The organism is Desulforadius tongensis (genome assembly GCF_016907915.1).
In the GTDB taxonomy this organism is placed as follows: Bacteria; Bacillota; Desulfotomaculia; order Desulfotomaculales; family Desulfohalotomaculaceae; genus Desulforadius; species Desulforadius tongensis.
Genome location: NZ_JAFBCW010000001.1, coordinates 1 through 18024, shown reverse-complemented (window position 1 = coordinate 18024; position 18024 = coordinate 1). Strand labels below are relative to the sequence as shown.

General features: G+C 51.6%; 15 protein-coding genes and 1 pseudogene. All 16 read left to right on the top strand.

Annotated features, from left to right (window positions below):
• Positions 1-102: 102 nt before the first annotated feature.
• On the top strand, positions 103-1965 hold the full coding sequence (gene uvrC / locus JOC37_RS00075; protein ID WP_204614806.1) for an excinuclease ABC subunit UvrC: 1863 nt from the start codon (positions 103-105) through the stop codon (positions 1963-1965).
• A 26-nt stretch (positions 1966-1991) separates the two neighbouring features.
• The gene (locus JOC37_RS00070; protein WP_204614927.1) at positions 1992-2795 is read left to right on the top strand and encodes a Cof-type HAD-IIB family hydrolase; all 804 of its coding nucleotides are present in this window, start codon (positions 1992-1994) and stop codon (positions 2793-2795) included.
• A gap of 69 nt (positions 2796-2864) precedes the next feature.
• Positions 2865-3839 carry an ROK family protein gene (locus tag JOC37_RS00065; protein WP_204614805.1) on the top strand — a complete coding sequence of 325 codons (975 nt, stop codon included), beginning with the start codon at positions 2865-2867 and terminating at the stop codon, positions 3837-3839.
• Between the two features lie 23 nt (positions 3840-3862).
• Positions 3863-4717 carry an RNase adapter RapZ gene (rapZ, locus tag JOC37_RS00060; RefSeq protein WP_204614804.1) on the top strand — a complete coding sequence of 285 codons (855 nt, stop codon included), beginning with the start codon at positions 3863-3865 and terminating at the stop codon, positions 4715-4717.
• 21 nt (positions 4718-4738) lie between these two features.
• On the top strand, positions 4739-6049 hold the full coding sequence (locus JOC37_RS00055) for a gluconeogenesis factor YvcK family protein (protein ID WP_207754819.1): 1311 nt from the start codon (positions 4739-4741) through the stop codon (positions 6047-6049).
• Positions 6050-6092: 43 nt separating this feature from the next.
• Positions 6093-7040 (top strand): DNA-binding protein WhiA, encoded by a 948-nt coding sequence (gene whiA, locus JOC37_RS00050; protein ID WP_204614802.1) that lies wholly within the window; start codon positions 6093-6095, stop codon positions 7038-7040.
• 70 nt (positions 7041-7110) lie between these two features.
• On the top strand, positions 7111-8517 hold the full coding sequence (rpoN, locus tag JOC37_RS00045; RefSeq protein WP_204614801.1) for an RNA polymerase factor sigma-54: 1407 nt from the start codon (positions 7111-7113) through the stop codon (positions 8515-8517).
• A 120-nt stretch (positions 8518-8637) separates the two neighbouring features.
• On the top strand, positions 8638-9705 hold the full coding sequence (gene gap, locus JOC37_RS00040; RefSeq protein WP_204614800.1) for a type I glyceraldehyde-3-phosphate dehydrogenase: 1068 nt from the start codon (positions 8638-8640) through the stop codon (positions 9703-9705).
• A 73-nt stretch (positions 9706-9778) separates the two neighbouring features.
• The gene (locus JOC37_RS00035; protein ID WP_204614799.1) at positions 9779-10960 is read left to right on the top strand and encodes a phosphoglycerate kinase; all 1182 of its coding nucleotides are present in this window, start codon (positions 9779-9781) and stop codon (positions 10958-10960) included.
• A 21-nt stretch (positions 10961-10981) separates the two neighbouring features.
• On the top strand, positions 10982-11737 hold the full coding sequence (gene tpiA, locus JOC37_RS00030; protein WP_204614798.1) for a triose-phosphate isomerase: 756 nt from the start codon (positions 10982-10984) through the stop codon (positions 11735-11737).
• 15 nt (positions 11738-11752) lie between these two features.
• Positions 11753-13303, top strand: a complete 1551-nt coding sequence (gpmI, locus tag JOC37_RS00025) for a 2,3-bisphosphoglycerate-independent phosphoglycerate mutase (protein WP_204614797.1) — start codon at positions 11753-11755, stop codon at positions 13301-13303.
• A 75-nt stretch (positions 13304-13378) separates the two neighbouring features.
• Positions 13379-14668 (top strand): phosphopyruvate hydratase, encoded by a 1290-nt coding sequence (eno, locus tag JOC37_RS00020; protein ID WP_204614796.1) that lies wholly within the window; start codon positions 13379-13381, stop codon positions 14666-14668.
• A 163-nt stretch (positions 14669-14831) separates the two neighbouring features.
• Positions 14832-15059: a preprotein translocase subunit SecG gene (gene secG / locus JOC37_RS00015; RefSeq protein WP_204614795.1), complete on the top strand. Its 228-nt coding sequence runs from the start codon at positions 14832-14834 to the stop codon at positions 15057-15059.
• A 48-nt stretch (positions 15060-15107) separates the two neighbouring features.
• Entirely contained in the window at positions 15108-17210 is a 2103-nt protein-coding gene (locus tag JOC37_RS00010) for a sodium-translocating pyrophosphatase (RefSeq protein WP_204614926.1), read from the top strand.
• Between the two features lie 344 nt (positions 17211-17554).
• Positions 17555-17638 (top strand): annotated as a pseudogene (locus JOC37_RS13645) (IS200/IS605 family transposase); the annotation flags it as partial.
• Positions 17601-18024 (top strand): RNA-guided endonuclease InsQ/TnpB family protein (locus JOC37_RS00005; RefSeq protein WP_204614794.1); only part of this gene is annotated, 424 nt, incomplete at its 3' end. The pseudogene JOC37_RS13645 and the gene JOC37_RS00005, both read left to right, overlap by 38 nt.

Below are 18024 nucleotides of genomic sequence, written 5' to 3'. Positions count from 1 at the left end.
ATTTTATTGCCTTGCTTCGTTGTTGTCAATCAGTTATGTGGCATTAAATGTTTTCAAATTCAATGCTGTTTTGGGTTAAAATTATAGTGAGGGGGTGGGGTTTTGAATTGGGAAGAAAAATTGAAGCATATTCCCGCCCGGCCCGGTGTTTATATTTACCGTGATGCCGGGGGGGAAATAATATATGTGGGCAAGGCAAAGGTGTTAAAAAACAGGGTACGCTCCTATTTTCAGAACAGCGCCCACCGGCTGCCCAAAACCCGTTCCCTGGTGGAGCGCATTGCTGATATAGAATATATTGTCACCGATTCAGAAGTGGAAGCATTGATACTGGAATGCAATCTGATTAAAGAACACCGCCCCCGTTACAACGTGCTGCTTAAGGATGACAAGAGTTATCCTTATATCAAGGTGACGCTGGGCGAAGATTACCCCCGGGTGTTCACCACCCGGCGGCCGGTAAAGGACGGTTCCCGTTACTTTGGACCGTACACCCAGGTGGGGGCGGTGAATGAAACGCTGAAACTGTTAAAAAAGTTGTTTCTTTTTCGCACCTGCAGCAATAGGCAGTTTGCCTCCCGCAGCAGGCCCTGCTTAAACTTCCACATTAACCGCTGCCAGGGGCCCTGTACTAAAAATGTAGATAAAGAACAGTACCGGGAGGCCATTAAAGAAATAATTTTATTTTTAGAGGGCCGGCACGGGGACTTGGTGAAAAGATTGGAAGAACGGATGCACCGGGCGGCCGCGGCCCTGGATTTTGAAAAGGCGGCAGAATTGAGAGATCAGCTGCAGGCGGTGAAAAAGGTGATGGAGCGGCAGAAGATGGTTTCTGCCGGGTTGGAGGACCAGGATGTTGTGGCCATGGCCGGGGGCCTGGATGAGGTGTGTGTAATGGTGTTTTTTATCCGGGGCGGCAGGCTGATAGGACGGGAGCACCATTTGCTGAAAAACACCGGCGGTTTGAGCCGGGGAGAGGTGCTGGCCGGTTTTTTGAAGCAGTATTACGCCGGGGTGGAGTTTATTCCCCGCAGTATTTTACTATCCGAAGATGTGGGGGAAGAAGCGGAATTAATCGCCTGCTGGTTGTCTCAAAAACGGGGTTCCAAAGTGACGGTGAAAACACCCAAACGGGGAGAAAAGGCCCGGCTGGTGGAGATGGCCGCTGAAAATGCCCTGCTGGTGCTGAAGCAAATTGAACTGGAGGGAAGGAATAAAGGCAGGCTGAATGAGGCCGCCGCCGAGCTGGCCGCCGCCCTGGGGCTGCCCGGGCCCCCGCTGCGCATGGAGTGCTACGATATTTCTAATATCCAGGGGGCGGAGCAGGTGGCCTCCATGGTGGTGTTTGAAGAGGGTAAGCCGAAAAAAAGCGAGTACCGGCGCTTTAAAATTCGCACGGTGGAGGGCCCCAACGATTTTGCCGCCATGCAGGAGGTTATCCACCGCCGTTTCTCCCGGGGCCTGGAGGAGAAGAAGCTGCTGCGCAGCGGGCAAATTTCCACCAAAGAGGCCAAGTTTCACCGCTTTCCCGACCTGGTAATTATAGACGGGGGTAAGGGACAGCTGTCCGCTGCCCGGGCGGTGATGAAATCACTGGGGGTGGGGGACATTCCCACCTTCGGCCTGGCCAAAAAAGAGGAGCTGCTTTTTACCGAGCACGGCAGCGAGCCGGTGGTGCTGCCCAGAAATTCACAAGCTTTATACCTGGTGCAGAGATTGCGGGACGAGGCCCACCGCTTTGCGGTAACCTATCACCGCAGTTTGCGAACCAAGCGCAATTTGAAATCTTTGCTGGATGAAATAGAAGGAGTGGGACCGGCGCGCAAGAAAGCTTTATTGAAAGAGTTTAAAACCATTGAAGGAATACAAAGGGCAGAACTGCACCAGCTGGAAAAGGTCCCGGGCATGAATAAAAAAGCGGCCAAAGCGGTATATGAATTTTTTAGACCGGGCAGAGAGGAGTAACATTATTAAAGAAAGGTAGTGATCATCTGAGTACTTATAAACTAATTGCGGTAGACATGGATGATACTTTGCTGGACAGCGACCTGAATATTTCCCCCCGGGTTATAGAAGCGGTGCGTAAAGTGCGGGAAAAAGGTATTCATATCACACTGGCCACCGGGCGGATGTTTTGCTCTGCAAAACCCTATGCCCAAAAGCTGGGTATAAATTTGCCCTTGATTACTTACCAGGGGGCGCTGGTAAAAAATGCCCTGTCGGAGGAAGTGCTGCTGCACCGCCCGGTGCCGCTGGAGCTGGCCAGACGGGTGGTGGCCAAAATAAAAGAATACCGCTATCACATTAACGTGTACATTGATGACACGCTGTATGTAGAAAAAATCACCCCGGAGGCGGAAATTTATGCCCGGATAAGCGGCATTAAAGCCCACCCGGTGGGGGATTTGCTGCAGTTTTTACAGCAGCCGCCCACCAAAGTGCTGGCTGTGGCATCGGAGCGGGAAATAGATGAACTGCAGCGGGAAGTAAAGCCCCTTTTTGGAGAGCAGCTGCACATTACCAAATCCAAGCCCCAGTTTTTAGAATTTTCCCATCCCCGGGCCACCAAAGGTGATGCCCTGGCCATGCTGGCGGAGCACTTTGGCGTGCAGCGCCACCAGGTGATGGCCATAGGCGATGGGGATAACGATGTAGAAATGCTGCGTTATGCCGGAATGGGCGTGGTGGTGGGCAACGCCAGGGAGGAAATTAAAGCGCTGGCCGGCTATGTGGCCCCCTCCAATGATGAGGACGGCGTGGCGGAAGCGCTGGAAAAATTGGTTTTAAATGCTTAATTACGGAATAAAGCTGCTTAATATATAAAACCATATGGAAAAGGCTGCCTTGGACAGGGGGACTGAAACTTGACCAATTACGTGATTGGTGTGGATCTGGGGGGCACCAAAATATTTACCGTACTGGCGGATATGCACGGCAGTATCTGCGCGGAGATAAAGGTGCCCACCGGTGCTGCCGCCGGGCCGGAAAAAGTAATGGAACGGCTTGTTAACAGCGCTGCGGCGGTGCGGCAGCAGTGTGCCGCCGATCCCCGGGGTTTGCTGACCGTGGCGGTGGGTGTACCCGGCCCGGAACTGGATGCGGAACGGGGGCTTGTATACTTTTCCAACAACCTTGGCTGGTACGACATACCGTTGAAAGAAATACTGCAGAATGAACTGCAGGTGCCGGTGTATGTGGAAAATGATGCCAACGCCGCGGCACTGGGTGAACACGTTTACGGGGCGGGCAGCGGGATTGATGATATGGTTTACATAACGGTAAGCACCGGTATAGGCGGCGGCATTATCATTGACAGAAAAATATACCGCGGTGTATCCCACGGGGCGGGAGAAATCGGGCATATGACCATTATGCCCGACGGCCCGCAGTGTACCTGCGGCAATACCGGGTGTTTGGAATCACTGGCCTCGGGCACAGCCATTGCCCGGGCGGCGGTGGAATTAATCGAACAGGGCCGCGGGAAGGGGATACTGCAGGCTGCCGGCGGCCGGGTGGAAGATGTTGACGCCCGGGCGGTGGCCGGTGCCGCCCAAAGGGGTGATGGCGAAGCGAAAATGATAATGAGCGGTGCGGCCAGGGCGCTGGGCATTGGTATTGCCAATATAGTCAATATTATCAACCCGCCGCTGGTGGTGCTGGGCGGCGGTGTAATGGAAAGCAGGGAACTGATATGGCCGGAGATGGAAAGGGAACTGCGGGAGAGGGCATTTAAAGTTCCGCTGCAGAACTTACAGCTGGTGCCGGCGGCGCTGGGTTCTAAAGCCGGGGCGCTGGGTGCGGTGGCACTGGCGCTGCAGGCAGTTAAGGGTGAGATGTAAACATACCTAAGGAGAGTTCATTTATGTCTTCACGATTACTAATTGTTACCGGATTATCCGGGGCCGGTAAAACCACCGCGGTGCAGAGCCTGGAAGACCTGGGCTTCTTTGTGGTGGACAACCTGCCCCCTGCTTTAATACCCAAATTTGCCGAACTGTGTGAACAGTCGGCGCTGAAAAAAATTGCCCTGGTGGTGGACATCCGGGGCGGAGAATTTTTTGACACCGTTTTTGATGTACTGCGTGATTTGGATAATAAAAATATTGTTTATGAAATACTATTTTTGGAGGCCTCCAATGAAATACTGGTACAGCGGTATAAAGCCTCCCGCCGCCGTCACCCGCTGTCCGGCGGCGAAGTGCTGGAGGATATCAAAGCAGAGCGGGCCCGCCTGAAAGAACTGCGGGGTATGGCCAATAAAATTATTGATACCTCTAAACTGACCGCAAGACAGCTAAAAGAAGAAATCTACAGCATTTATGGTCAAAACCGCAGCGAAAGCGACCTGTTTATTACCGTCATGTCCTTCGGCTATAAACACGGCATTCCGCTGGATGCGGATTTGGTTATGGATGTGCGCTTTTTACCAAACCCTTATTACGTGCCGGAGCTGCGCCACCTCACCGGCAACGATCCCAAGGTGCAGCAGCATGTGTGCAGTTCGGAAGTAACCACCGAGTTTAAAGAAAAATATGCCGGGATGATTGAATTTTTAATTCCCCACTACATAAAGGAGGGAAAGGCTACCTTAATGATAGCCATTGGCTGTACCGGCGGCATGCACCGCTCGGTAACGCTGGCCAACTGGCTGGGAGAGTTTTTGAGAAAAAAAGGCTACAAAGTAGCCGTTAGGCACCGGGACATAAAAGAAACTTAGGAGTGTGTTTGTGTGTGGAAGATGCTGAAATGGCTTTACCCGGGTATGGGTATCAAACGCTGGATTATCTTGGGTTGGGCCGGAACGATGTTAATTGCCCTGGGAATCGGCTTTTTTTATCCCCGGCTGTTTTACAGCATTTCAAAAGCGGCCACCATGCTGGCCGAAACCAGGGTGGGAATTGCTAATTGGTTAGCTGGTTTTGTGATTTTTACAGCCGGTTTAATCACCGCCGGCTATGCACTGCTGAAGGCCTTCGGCCTGGTGGTGGGAGAGCTGTCCCCCAGCAGGGAGCGCAGTGTGGTAGATGTGATTTATGCCAAGCGATACCTGCAGTATGGTCCCAAGATAGTGGTGATGGGCGGGGGAACCGGCCTGTCAACAATGCTCAAAGGGATAAAAGAGTACACCAGCAACATAACCGCCGTTGTTACCGTCACCGACGACGGCGGCAGTTCCGGGCGGCTGCGGGGGGATCTCGGTATACTGCCCCCGGGAGATATACGCAACTGCCTGGTGGCCCTGGCCGATAAGGAGAGTTTAATGGAGCGGGTGCTGCAGTACCGTTTTACCGGCGGTGAAATGGCCGGTCACAGTTTGGGCAACCTGTTTCTGGTGGCTCTGTCCGACCTGTCCGGGGGTTTTTACAGCGGTATCAGGGCACTGTCTAAGGTGCTGGCCATCCGCGGCCGGGTGCTGCCTTCTACCCTGCAGAACGTGGTGATGGGCGCCGAGCTGTCCGACGGAACGGTGGTGCGGGGAGAGAGCTCCGTTTCCGGCAGCGGAAAAAAAATAAGGCGCATTTTTTTGGAACCGGCGGACTGTGAACCGCTGCCGGAGGTGCTGACGGCCATTAAAGAGGCCGATGCCATAGTGCTCGGCCCCGGCAGTTTGTATACCAGTGTCATGCCCCACCTGCTGATGAAGGGGATACCCGGGGCCATTAGACAGTCTAAGGCTGTGAAGATTTACGTCTGTAATGTTATGACCCAGCCGGGAGAAACTAAAAATTACACCGCCAGCGACCACCTGAAGGCCATTGAAAAGCACGGCGGCAGGCTGGTGGACTATGTGATTGTGAACAGCGGCAGAATCCCCGAGCGGCTGCTTAGACGCTACCGCAGCGAGGGGGCTGCTCCTGTGAAAGCAGATACCCGCAGGCTGGAGCGCATGGGGGTGCGGCCCATTAGGGAGAATTTGGTATTAGAAACGGACGTGGTGCGCCACCACCCGGAAAAATTGGCCCGGGCCATTTTAAAGATTATATTTGCGGCTCAAAGTTCCTCCGAGCGGGTGAAGTTTATGAAAGACTGCTTTAAAAATGAAAAGTAAAATTATGTTATAATTGTCACTGGCAGAAAGTGGGGTTGATGCCATGTCTTTCTCTGTGGTTACAAAAGATGAGCTGGCCAGAATTATTGGCCCCCGGCAGTGCTGCCGGCTGTCTGAACTGGCTGCACTGATAAAAATGGATGGCAGTATACAAATTGCCGGCCAGAAGCTGGCCATTTCCGTTGTTACCGAAAATGCTGCCGTGGCTCGCAAGGTGCTGACGCTGTTTAAAACATTATTCGGGCTGCAGTCGGAAGTGATGGTGCAGCGCAAGGTAAGGTTAAAGAAGAACAACGTTTACCTGGTGCGCATACCGCCTCAACCGGAGGTGGAAAAAATACTGGTTAAACTGGGCATGTGGAATGAACAGGACCGGCTGCCCACCACCAGAATAAAGGCCGGCATGCTGGCCAGGGAATGCTGCCGCAGGGCATACCTGCGGGGAGTTTTTTTAGGCGGTGGTTCGGTAAGCAACCCGGAAGGAACGTACCATTTAGAAATTATATCCACCGATGGCCATCATGCCCAAGAAATTGTTCAGCTGATGAAAAAAATGGGCCTGGAGGCCAAAATAAGTACCCGTAAAAACTGGCATGTGGTTTACCTAAAAGAAAGCGATCAAATAGTGGAGTGCTTAAGCCTGATGGGGGCGCACACAGCACTTTTGAACTATGAAAACGTGCGCATTTACAAGGGCATGCGTAATAAAGTGAACCGGCTGGTAAACTGTGAAACGGCTAACTTAAACAAAACCATCAATGCCGCCATGCGCCAGCAGGAGAATATTAAATATATTGCCCGCACCATTGGTTTGGATAAACTGCCTCCCGCACTGCGGGAGACGGCGGAGCTGCGAATTGCTCACCCGGATATCAGTTTAAAAGAGCTGGGAGAATTGATGCAGCCGCCGGTGGGAAAATCGGGCATTAATCACCGGATGCGCAAGATAGATAAAATTGCCAACCAACTGCGCAGGAAAGGCCTGAGATAAAACTTTATCTGCTGCCGCCGATGAATGTATGGTTATTGTTGTGCTGGATAGACTAAGGGAGTGATAGGGCTTGCGTTTGGACTACGGATTAAATTTAGAACAGAGTCAAAAGCTGGTAATGACCCCCGAGCTGCGTCAAGCCATCAAAATACTGCAGATGTCTGCTGTTGAATTAACCCAGTACGTTAATGAACAGCTGCAGCAAAATCCCCTGTTGGAATTTAATGAGCAGGGGGGCACCGCTGGGACGGAACCAAGCGGAGAAGGGAAAAGAGATGATGAAGACAAGTACGATATTGACTGGCAGGAATACTTTCAGGACAGCAGCGATTTGGGATATCCCGCCCGGGAGAAGGAATACGCCTCCCGGGAATACGGTTTTGAAGCCTTTACAGCCAAAGCTCCCAGTTTATCTGAGCATTTGAATTTTCAGCTGGCTATATCCGGCTGCCCTAAAGAACTGCAGCCTGTGGTGGCCTACTTAATTGACAGCCTGGATCACAACGGCTATTTAAAGGCCGGTGAAGAAGAAACGGCGCAGCAGCTGGGTATATCCCCGGAAAAAGTGGTTCAAGCCATTGAAGTGCTGCAGTCGCTGGAACCTGCCGGGGTAGGTGCCCGCACGCTGGAAGAATGTTTACTGCTGCAGATGAAATATCTTGGATTAGAAGACCGGCTTTTGGAACAAATTATTCGTAGTTACCTGCCCCATTTGGCCCGGGGCCGTCTGGATAAAATTTCCGACGCGCTGGGGGTTGATGTTAAACAGGTACAGCAGGCGGCGGATAAATTAAAACTTTTGGATCCCAAACCAGGTCGTAATTTTTCCAACTCCGATGACACCAAGTACATTGTTCCCGATGTGCTGGTGGAAAAAATTGAAAACGAGTACATTGTATTGGTGAATGATATTTCTGCCCCGCGGGTTAAAGTGAATAATTTTTACCGGCAGGCAGTACAAAAAAACAACCCGGAAATTGACAGCAGTGTGCGAAAATATGTGCAGTCCAAGCTGAACTCTGCCCTGTGGTTGATCCGCAGCATTGAACAGAGAAGGTTGACGCTGTATAAAGTGGCTCAAAAACTGGTGGAGCGGCAGAGGGATTTTTTGGATTACGGTATTAGATATTTGAAACCGCTGAACCTGAAGGATATTGCCGACGAGGTAAAAATGCATGAATCCACGGTGAGCAGGGCTGCCGCCAATAAATATATGCAAACACCCCGGGGGGTGTTTGAAATGAAGTTTTTCTTTTCCACCGGCATCGGGCACAAGGGAGGAACGCAGGTATCAACTAAAAGTGTTAAAAAGCTGCTGCAGGAAATTATTGCCGGCGAAGACCCTCGAAAACCGCTCAGCGATCAAAAAATTGCCGATCTGATGGCTCAGCAGGGGGTAAAAATATCCCGGCGCACTGTTACCAAATATAGGGATGAGCTGGGAATACCTGCGGCAGGAAAACGCAAAAGGTATTAAAAAAGATGATTTTTTAATCATAAAAAAGGAATTATGAGATAGTATACAGTATTATATATATAAATAGTATGACACAAAAAGATATTATTACTTACATTTGAAAGGGGTTGGATTTAACCGATGACAGTAAAGGTTGGTATTAACGGGTTCGGGAGAATTGGTCGTCTTGTGCTTCGGGCTGCTATCGAAACAGGGGCTTTTGAAGTGGTTGGTGTTAACCATAAATCCCGCCGCATAAAAGCACCGGAACAAAAACCGGGGTTGGATTTTGTGGCGGTAAATGACTTGACTTATTCCAAGACATTGGCTCACCTGCTGAAGTATGACTCGGTACACGGTATTCTTGATGTGGAAGTGGAAGCCACTGAGGATTCTTTAATTGTTGCCGGCCAGGAAGTAAAGGTTTTTGCCGAAGCTGATCCGGAAAAACTGCCCTGGGGAGACCTGGGCGTGGATATTGTTGTGGAATCCACCGGGCGTTTCACCAAACGGGACGATGCCGCCAGGCATTTAAAAGCGGGAGCAAAGAAAGTGGTTATCACTGCACCGGGTAAGGAGCCGGACATCACCATTGTTATGGGTGTTAACGAAGATAAGTACGATCCGGCCAATCACCATATTATTTCCAACGCCTCTTGTACCACCAACTGTTTGGCCCCGGTGGCCAAGGTGATTAATGATAATTTCGGTATTGAGAAAGGTTTAATGACCACTGTACACTCTTACACCAATGACCAAAACACCCTGGATTTACCCCATAAGGACCTGCGCCGGGCCCGGGCTGCCGCCATGTCCATCATTCCCACCACCACCGGTGCGGCCAAGGCTGTGGGTCTGGTGCTGCCGGAGCTGAACGGTAAATTAAATGGTTTTGCCATGCGGGTACCCACTCCCAACGTGTCGGTGGTAGATTTGGTATGTGTGCTGAAGAAATCCACCACGGTGGAGGAATTAAACGCTGCTTTGAAAAGAGCTTCCGAGAACCAGTTGAAGGGTATTATGGCTTACAGCGAGCTGCCGCTGGTTTCCACCGATTATAACGGCAACCCGCATTCTTCTATTGTAGATGCTTTATCCACCATGGTGATGGAGGGTAATATGGCTAAAGTGGTGGCCTTCTATGACAACGAGTGGGGCTACTCAAACCGGGTGCTTGATTTAGTTCAATTCATTGCGGAAAAACTTTAATCGAAGTTTGATTACGGGGGCTCAATTTATTGAGCCCCTAGAAAATACATAATTGTTTCGGAAGGTGATTTTATTGCCTAAAAAGACTGTTAAAGATATTGATGTTAAAGGGAAAAGGGTGCTGGTGAGGGTAGACTTTAACGTGCCCTTAAAAGACGGGGTGATTACCGACGATACCCGCATTAGTGCCGCGCTGCCCACCATTAAATATCTGATAGATCGGGGGGCCAAGGTGATTTTGGTTTCCCACCTGGGGCGCCCCAAAGGACAGGTGAAAGAAGAATTTCGCCTGGACCCGGTGGCCCGGCGCCTTTCTGAACTGCTGGGCAGGGAGGTAACCAAGGTTGACCAATGCATCGGTGAGGAACCGAAAAAAGCGATTTCCCAAATGCGGGAGGGGGACGTTTTGCTGCTGGAAAATGTCCGGTTTTATGCCGGGGAAAAGGAAAACGATCCCCAATTTGCCGAACAGCTGGCAGAGCTGGCCGATGTATATGTTAACGATGCCTTTGGTACTGCTCACCGGGCCCATGCCTCCACCGCCGGGGTAGCCCGGTATCTGCCCGCGGTGGCCGGTTTTCTGATGCAGAAGGAACTGGAGATGCTGGGGGAAGCGGTAAATAATCCTAAACATCCCTTTGTGGCCATCATTGGCGGGGCCAAGGTTTCGGATAAAATCGGTGTTATTGAAAACCTGCTGAATAAGGTTGACACGCTGATTATTGGTGGGGGCATGGCCAACACCTTTTTGAAAGCTAAAGGGTTTAATGTGGGCCGGTCGCTGGTGGAAGAAGACAAAATTGATCTGGCCAAGGGACTGCTGCAGAAGGCTGCGGCCAATAAAATTGAACTGCTGCTGCCCGACGATGCCCTGGTGGCTGATTCACTGGAATCTCCCACCGCTATTAAAACGGTACCGGTGGAAAAGGTGCCGGAGGATTATATGATACTGGATATAGGGCCCGACAGTGCCAAAAAGTTTGCCTCTGCCGTTCAGAAGGCCGGTACGGTGGTTTGGAACGGGCCCATGGGTGTATTTGAACAGAAGGCCTTTGCCGGGGGCACCGAAGAAGTGGCCAGAGCACTGGCCGAATCCCATGCCGTCAGCGTGGTGGGCGGCGGTGATTCGGCGGCAGCGGTTAAGAAAACCGGGGTGGCAGATCGCATCAGCCACATTTCCACCGGCGGCGGCGCTTCGCTGCAGTTTTTGGAGGGTAAGGAGCTGCCGGGTGTAGCAGCGCTGCAGGATGCTTAGCAGGGAAAAAGGGGGGGTTGGATGAGAAGGCTCATTATAGCGGGGAACTGGAAGATGCACAAAACGGTGCAGCAGGCGGTGGACTTTACAAAAGAACTGGCTTCTTTGGCGGCCGGTGCCGGTGTGGAGATTGTTTTGTGCCCGCCCTTTACTGCACTGCACGGGGTGGCGGAAGCGGCCCGGGGGACCAACATTGCGCTGGGAGCCCAGGATGTGTACTGGGAAGATGAAGGAGCCTTTACCGGTGAGATTTCCGCTCCCATGCTGAAAGAGGTGGGATGCCAATACGTGATCGTTGGCCACTCTGAGCGCCGCCGGTACTTCGGTGAAACTGACGAAACGGTGAACAAGAAAGTAAAGGCTGTGTTTAAGCACGGGATGACACCGGTTGTTTGTGTGGGTGAAACGCTGCCGGAACGGGAAGCCGGCCGCACCGAACAGGTGGTGCGTGCCCAAACCGAAGCGGCATTAAAGGGATTGGATGCTGAAAAGGTGGCCGGACTGGTAATTGCCTATGAGCCGGTGTGGGCCATTGGCACGGGGAAAACGGCATCGGCGGAGGATGCCCAACAGGTTATCGCTTATATCCGCGGGGTGATTAGAGAACTGGCCGGTGACAGTGCAGACAAGGTGAGAATACAATACGGCGGCAGCGTAAAACCGGAAAACGCGGCCGGGTTAATGTCGCAGCCGGACATTGATGGAGCGCTGGTGGGTGGTGCCAGCCTTAAGCCGGACAGTTTTGCCGGTATTATAAAGGAATCCGGAAAGGTGTAACGAGGAGGAAAAATTTTGACTGCACAGGTTAAGCCCGTGGCCTTAATTATACTGGACGGATGGGGAATAAGTGCCCGGGAAGAAGGAAACGCCATTGCACTGGCCGATAAGCCCAACATGGATAAATACTGTCAGCAGTACCCGCACACCGTTCTCAGTGCATCGGGGGAGGATGTGGGTTTACCCGCCGGGCAGATGGGCAACTCAGAGGTGGGGCACCTGAACATTGGGGCGGGCCGGGTGGTGTACCAGGAATTAACCCGCATTTCCCGTTCCATTAGAGACGGAAGTTTTTTTACCAACGAAGAACTGCTGGCCGCCATGGGCTCGGCCAAAGAGAATAACGGGGCGCTGCACCTGATGGGGCTGCTGTCCGACGGCGGGGTGCACAGCCATATAGAACATCTCTTTGCCTTGTTAGAACTGGCTCGACAGCAGCACTTGAAACAGGTATATATTCACGCCATACTGGACGGCAGGGATGTTCCGCCGGCCAACGCCCGGAAATACATCAAAGCGCTGGAAGAAAAATGTGCCCGGTTAGGGGTGGGCAAAATTGTTACCGTAATGGGCCGTTACTATGCCATGGACCGGGACCAGCGCTGGGAGCGCACCGAAAAAGCCTACCGGGCAATGGTAATGGGGGAAGGGTATAGGGCCGGGAGTGCTGAAGAGGCGGTGGAAGAAGCCTATCAGCGGGAAGAAACCGATGAGTTTGTAACCCCCACCGTTATTATTGGCCCCGGCGGCAGCCCGCTGGCCGCGGTGGTGGACGGTGACAGCATCATCTTTTACAACTTCCGCCCCGACCGGGCCAGGCAGATAACCAGGGCCTTTACCGATTCTGAATTTAACGGCTTTAAACGCCCCCGTGAACACCCCGGGGTGCACTTTACCTGCATGACCCGGTATGATAAAACCATTGCTGCCCCGGTGGCTTTCAAACCCCAGAAGCTGGTTAACACCCTGGGTGAAGTGTTGAGCAAAAACAATATTAAACAGCTGCGATTGGCGGAAACAGAAAAGTATGCCCATGTGACCTTTTTCTTTAACGGCGGGGTGGAGATGCCCAACCCCGGAGAGGAAAGGGTGCTCATTCCGTCACCTAAGGTGGCTACCTATGACCAGAAACCGGAAATGAGTGCCTACGAAGTTACCGCTGCCCTGCTGGAAAATCTGGAAAAAGACCGGTTCCGGGTAATAATTATGAACTATGCCAACACCGATATGGTGGGGCACACCGGGGACATGGAAGCGGCGGTTAAAGCCATAGAGGCGGTGGACGAATGCCTGGGGAAGGCGGTAGATGCCATCCTGGAGCGGGGGGGCACTGCCATTATTACCGCTGACCACGGCAATGCCGAGCGCATGAAGGATGAAAAGGGCAATCCTTTAACCGCCCATACATCGGAACCGGTGCCATTTCTTTTAATCAGCCATGGCCGGCTGCGCCATGCCAAGCTGCGCAGGGGCAGCCTGCAGGATATAGCTCCCACCATTTTAGAGCTGCTGCAGATACCCAAACCGCCGGAAATGACGGGGCGTTCTCTTATTGAAAAGTATTAGTAAAGGAAGTAAAATGGGTGATGGGAAATAAGAACGGCTCAAATTGAACCTATTATTTAAGGAGGCTAAAACACCATGTCGACAACCATTGTAGATGTGTATGCACGGCAGATACTGGACTCCCGGGGCAACCCCACCGTAGAAGTGGACGTTGTATTGGAAGACGGTACTGTGGGACGGGCTGCAGTTCCCTCCGGTGCCTCCACCGGGGCCTATGAAGCGGTGGAACTGCGGGACGGTGATACCGACCGCTACCTGGGCAGGGGTGTAACCAAGGCAGTGGAGAATGTTAACAGCATCATTGCCCCGGAAATAATGGACATGGATGCCACCGACCAGCTGGGTATCGATCAATTGATGATCGAGCTGGACGGTACGCCAAACAAGGGTAAGCTGGGTGCCAACGCCATACTGGGAGTATCCCTGGCGGTGGCCAAAGCGGCGGCGGAATCTCTGGGCCTGCCGTTATACCAGTATCTGGGCGGTACCAACGCGAAGGAATTGCCGGTGCCGATGATGAATATATTAAACGGCGGTAAACATGCTGACAACAATGTGGACATCCAGGAGTTTATGGTTATGCCGGTGGGTGCCCCGAGCTTTAGCGAGGCACTGCGCATGGGGGCGGAAATATTCCACAACCTGAAAAAGGTGCTGAAGAAGAAGGGCATGAACACAGCGGTGGGCGACGAAGGTGGTTTTGCCCCCAACCTGGCTTCAAACCAGGAAGCGCTGGAGGTTATTGTTGAAGCCATTAACGCTGCCGGTTACAAACCGGGGGAAGACGTAATGCTGGCGCTGGACGTGGCGGCAACGGAGCTGTACAAGGATGGCCGGTACCTGCTGGCAGGCGAAGGGGTCAGCAAAACCGCTGAAGAAATGATTGATTATTACGCTCAATTGGTAGAAAAGTTCCCCATCATTTCCATCGAGGACGGGCTGGCTGAAGATGACTGGGATGGTTGGAAACAGCTTACCCGGCACCTGGGCGGCAGGGTACAGCTGGTGGGTGACGATTTATTTGTTACCAATACAGAGCGTTTATCCCAGGGGATTGCTACAAAAGTAGCAAACTCAATTTTGATTAAGGTGAATCAAATCGGTACACTGACAGAAACCATGGACTGCATTGAAATGGCCAAGCGCGCAGGCTACACTGCCGTGGTTTCCCACCGTTCCGGTGAAACTGAGGATGTTACCATAGCCGACCTGGTGGTGGCCACCAGTGCGGGGCAAATCAAGACCGGGGCTCCTTCCCGCACTGACAGGGTGGCCAAGTACAACCAGCTGCTGAGAATTGAAGAAGAACTTTACCGTTTCGCCAGGTTTAAGGGCTCAAAAGTTTTCTACAACCTTGAAAAATAAGGGGCTGGAGATTTTCCGCCCCTTTCCCGTTTCGCTTTTTTAAAATTATAACTATTCCGGCATAACATTAAAACTAAATAACCAAACAGAATATGATTGATACATTTTTCACGTTATGCTATAATAACTTTGGAAAATTATACTTAACAAGGAGGTGAATTTTTTGCTCGAGGGCATTGTGATCGGTCTTCAAGTACTGGTTGCACTAGGACTTATAGCATCGATTTTATTACAGTCCGGTAGAAGTGCCGGTTTGTCCGGTGCCATTGCCGGAGGCGCGGAGACCTTGTTCGGAAAGAAAAAAGGCATGGACGAAATGCTAAGCAGGGTCACGGTTGCCCTAAGCGTTGCTTTTGCGGTGCTTTCTTTGATTTTGGTTGCTTGGAAATAAAAAGAAAGTTGTAAGATTAAGGAGGGTAATGTTCAAGTGGAGCAAAATATGACATTGGCGTATTATGCTGCCGGGGCCGGTGCGTTTGCTTTGTTATTTGCACTTTTCACTCTGGCTAATGTTCTGAAAAAGGACATGGGTACTCCCAAAATGCGTGAAATCTCCCTGGCGGTACAAGAAGGTGCCATGGCTTACATGAACCGCCAGTACAAAACTTTGATTCCTTTTGCACTTGTAATTTTTGCTGCTTTATGGGGTGTTGGATATGTTATTGAAGTTCCTGAAGGTGGTCACCTGCCCGTAGGTGCTCCTTCCGCTATTTCATTCCTGGTTGGTGCCGTTTGTTCTGCCATTGCCGGTTACATTGGTATGAACAGTACCACCAAGTCAAACGCCCGTACTACCGAAGCTGCCCGCAGCCAAGGTTTAGCTGCTGCTTTAGATGTATCCTTCAAGGCCGGTGCCGTTATGGGTCTGTCCGTTGCTGGTCTTGGCCTGCTGGGTGTTTCCGTACTGTACATTATTTTCCAAAGTCCCCTGGTAATTAACAGTTTCGCATTTGGTGCTTCTGCCATCGCTTTCTTCGCCCGGGTTGGCGGCGGTATCTACACCAAAGCTGCTGACGTTGGCGGTGACCTGGTAGGTAAGGTAGAAGCAGGTATTCCTGAGGACGATCCCCGCAACCCGGCTACCATTGCTGACAACGTTGGTGACAACGTTGGTGACACAGCTGGTATGGGTGCGGACCTGTTTGAATCCTATGCAGCTACCACCATTGCTGGTATGCTGATTGGTAACGCTTTGTTTGGTTTTGCCGGTATCATATTCCCGCTTTTGGTTGGTGCTGTGGGTATCGTTGCTGCCATTATCGGTACCTTCTTTGTGCGTACCAGTGAAAACGGCAACCCGCAGGCTGCTTTGAACGTGGGTATTTGGGTAACCAACATTCTTACTGCGATATTTACCTGGTTCTTAACTCAAAAAATCTTCCCGGCTGACGGGGTTGCTGAAAACGGTATTGCCTACGGTAATGTAAGTACCGGTATTTTCCTGGCTGTTACTGCCGGTTTAATTGTTAACGTAGCTATTGGTTGGTTGACCGAATACTACACCGCTGCCGGTAAAAAGCCTGTTATGATGATCGCCGAGGCTTCCAAGTCCGGTCCGGCTACCAACGTAATTCACGGTTTAGCTGTTGGTATGGAATCTGTAATGTTCCCCATGCTGTTCTTTGCAGGTTCTATCTACTTCTCATTCGCTATGGTTCAATCCTTTGCTCCCACTCCAGAAGCAGGAGTTATGTGGTCCATCTACGGTATTGCCATGGCTGCTATGGGTATGCTGTCCACCGCCGGTATGGTTGTAGCTATGGACTCCTTCGGTCCCGTTGCTGACAACGCCGGTGGTATTGCAGAGATGTGTGAACTGCCGCCGGAAGTGCGTGAGAAAACAGACAAACTGGATGCTGTTGGTAACACCACCGCAGCTATCGCTAAAGGTTTTGCCATCGGTTCCGCTGCTTTAACCGCTCTGGCTCTGTTCAGCGCTTATGTTGACGGTGTTAAGCACAAGTTTGGTTTGGAAGAATTTGTAGTTAACCTCACTGAGCCCATGGTTCTGGTTGGTGTGTTCATCGGTGGTGCCGTACCGTTCCTGGTTGCTGCCCGCACCATGCGTGCCGTTGGTGAAGCTGCATTTGACATGGTAGAGGAAGTTCGCCGCCAGTTCCGCGAAATTCCTGGCATCATGGAGTACAAGAACAAGCCTGACTATGCTCGCTGTGTAGACATCGCTACCCGTGCTGCTATCGGTAAAATGATCTTCCCCGGTCTTATTGCTGTAGGCAGCCCGATTCTCGTTGGCTTCATCCTCGGTGCCAAGGCTCTGGCCGGTTTCTTGGCCGGTCTGACTGTAGTAGGTGTGCTGCTGGCTCTGTTCCTGGCTAATGCTGGTGGTGCTTGGGACAACGCCAAGAAGTGGATCGAGCAGGGTAACCTCGGTGGTAAAGGCTCGGATCCGCACAAAGCTGCTGTTATCGGTGACACTGTTGGTGACCCGTCCAAGGATACTTCCGGTCCTGCCATGAACCCGCTGATCAAGGTTGCAGGTACCATTTCCTTGATTCTCGGTCCCCTGCTCACCAAGCTGTAAAAACAAAAACAACAAAACGCCGGACGCTTTGTTCGGCGTTTTTTGGTTGTTTGCCCGGCATGTCTGCCGTTAACTAACACAGCTGATTGATTGTCAGTTCTGTTACAAAATTGTCAAATAATAGTCATGATGTTGTAAACTTTTTAGGTTATACTAAACATGCAGACAAAAAACAATCTAACAGCAAAAAAGAGGTTACCTTTAACTTTCCCGCCGGGAAGTCCCCGTCCTGAGCTTTCCTTGCTCGCGAAGAGAGAGCGAAGGGCGGGGATGAAAGGCGGGCCGTGTTTTTCCGGAGAACTATTGTTTTGCATTAGTACTTCCTGTAGAATAAAGCTATGAAATCTCCCAGTTATTTTTTGTCCACCGTGGGTGAGGTGAAACTCGAGGATGTCAAACGATACGTTCAATCCCAAGGTAATCCGTAACTACAAGTTCCGTATCTACCCCAATAAGGAACAGGAGCACAAACTCCTGCGCTGGCTGGAAACCTGCCGCCGGATATACAACACTGCCTTGGCTCAACGCAAAGAAGCATGGGAAAAAGAAAAATGTTCAGTTACCCGGACAGAACAGCAGGTTTGGCTTAAAGAAGCCAAGAAGGAAAACCACTTTTTCAAAGAAGTTCACTCCCAGGTGGCCCAGGAAGTGCTGTTCCGGGTGGAAAGAGCCTTTGCCGGTTTCTTCCGCCGGGTAAAAAACGGGGAAACTCCCGGCTGCCCCAGGTTCAAGGGTAAGGGTAGATACAAGTCCCTCACCTTCACCCAGTTCGGCGATGGTCTGGGCGCGTCTTTCCGAAACGGTAAGCTCAAAC

Excerpts from the sequence above, each read along its gene's own strand:
- eno (WP_204614796.1), top strand. The coding sequence starts at position 13,379 with ATGTCGACAACCATTGTAGATGTGTATGCACGGCAGATACTGGACTCC.
- tpiA (WP_204614798.1), top strand. The coding sequence starts at position 10,982 with ATGAGAAGGCTCATTATAGCGGGGAACTGGAAGATGCACAAAACGGTG.
- gap (WP_204614800.1), top strand. The coding sequence starts at position 8,638 with ATGACAGTAAAGGTTGGTATTAACGGGTTCGGGAGAATTGGTCGTCTT.
- rapZ (WP_204614804.1), top strand. The coding sequence starts at position 3,863 with ATGTCTTCACGATTACTAATTGTTACCGGATTATCCGGGGCCGGTAAA.
- JOC37_RS00055 (WP_207754819.1), top strand. The coding sequence starts at position 4,739 with ATGCTGAAATGGCTTTACCCGGGTATGGGTATCAAACGCTGGATTATC.
- JOC37_RS00010 (WP_204614926.1), top strand. The coding sequence starts at position 15,108 with ATGACATTGGCGTATTATGCTGCCGGGGCCGGTGCGTTTGCTTTGTTA.
- whiA (WP_204614802.1), top strand. The coding sequence starts at position 6,093 with ATGTCTTTCTCTGTGGTTACAAAAGATGAGCTGGCCAGAATTATTGGC.